General features: G+C 60.9%; 2 protein-coding genes and 1 pseudogene. 1 reads left to right on the top strand and 2 read right to left on the bottom strand.

What is annotated here, in order from left to right:
- Positions 1-174, top strand: a pseudogene (locus tag A5708_RS26005) (DUF222 domain-containing protein); the annotation flags it as partial.
- A gap of 27 nt (positions 175-201) precedes the next feature.
- Here the strand turns inward: A5708_RS26005 and A5708_RS06615 are convergent.
- On the bottom strand, positions 202-1,059 hold the full coding sequence (locus A5708_RS06615) for an IS3 family transposase (RefSeq protein WP_269199377.1): 858 nt from the start codon (positions 1,057-1,059) through the stop codon (positions 202-204).
- A 14-nt stretch (positions 1,060-1,073) separates the two neighbouring features.
- Positions 1,074-1,447 (bottom strand): transposase (locus tag A5708_RS06610; protein ID WP_231117831.1); only part of this gene is annotated, 374 nt, incomplete at its 5' end.

Raw genomic sequence — 1,447 nt, 5'->3', positions numbered from 1 at the left:
ATCCGCCTGGCCCGCCACGCCCACCACTATTTGGCGATCTTCGACAAGGGCAAGGCGCTGGCGCTCTATCACACCAAGCGGCTAGCCTCGCCGGGGCAGCGAATCGTGTTGTACGCCAAGGACCGCGGCTGTAGCGCACCGGGCTGCACCGTTCCCGGCTACTACTGCGAAGTGGGCTTGCCCGTGTTTGACGGACAGTTTTCATTTGATTCTGACGTAGCTTCGCGGTGTCTGGTACCCCAGCGACGAATGCAGCCGCTTGTTGTTGTAGATCCAGACGTAGGTAAACAAGCGTTGACGGGCATCGGCGCGGCTGCTCGGAACGCCCTTGGGGTAGAGCTCTTCGACTTTTAGCGAAGCGAACCAGGACTCCATGACGGCGTTATCTCGTGGGTCTTTGCGCTCGCCGATCGACACGACCATTCCGTGTCGTCGTGCCAGTGTCGTCCATTCGTAGGCGGTGTATTGATAGCCCCGATCGGAGTGCACGATGCAACCTGGAGACGGCCGGCGAATCATGATGGCCTCGGCTAAAGCCTGCTGGGCCGTCGCTGCAGATTCCACCGGACTGGTCCTCCAGGTGATGATTTCGCGGTTATAGGCGTCCAGAATGGCGGCAACGTAAAGCCAGCCGTCGGTGGTCTTGATCAGCGTGGTGTCGGTGAACCACAACCGGTCGGGTTGCTCGGCGGCAAAGTTGCGCTGGACGTGGTCGACCAGATCCACCCGACGGTGAAACGGCACCGACCGACGTCGTATCTCGACCCGACCACGAAATGCCCGAATGCCGTTGCACCGCATGATCCGAGCCACACGATGACGTCCGACGATTAAATCTTGGCGGCGTAACGCCTGATGGATTCGGGGAGCCCCGTAATAGGAAAATTCGGCGTGCAGCGCCTTAATCTTGTCGAGCAAAGCGGCGTCTTCTGCTGCCCGACCCATCGGGGGGCTCGACACCCGTTTGACCCACCCGTAATACCCCGAACGCGACACACCCAGAACCCGGCACATCACGCTAATCTTCAGGCTGGGATCGGTGGCCTTCTCCGCGGCGATGTAGCAGTAGAGCTCTACAGCTCTTCCCGACGCGCGAAGAAGGCCAGCGCTTTTCCCAGGATCCTGACTTCCTCTTCTTTGCGAGCCAGCTGCCGCTCCAGCTCGGCAATCCGGGCACTCTGTTCGGTCTCCGCGGACTTCGCCGGCCGATGCTGAGCTAACTGCTCGCGCTTGGCCGCACGCACCCAGTTCGACACCGTGGTAGCCGACAACCCATACTCCGCCGCGATCTCTTTATACGACTTGTGGTTGCCCAGGTGCAGCGCGACGATCTGCTCCCTGAACTCCCGGGTGAACACCTGGCCCATCATGAGGACCTTTCCGCAACGGCCATACCGCCGCAATCCGGTGTCCGCTAAACCGGGGTAAGCCCAAAGTCCACCACGTC

The organism is Mycobacterium colombiense (assembly GCF_001672755.1).
GTDB classification, from domain to species: Bacteria; Actinomycetota; Actinomycetes; order Mycobacteriales; family Mycobacteriaceae; genus Mycobacterium; species Mycobacterium colombiense_C.
The sequence above is the reverse complement of the archived record's forward strand: the minus strand, read 5'-3'. Positions and strand labels throughout refer to the sequence as shown.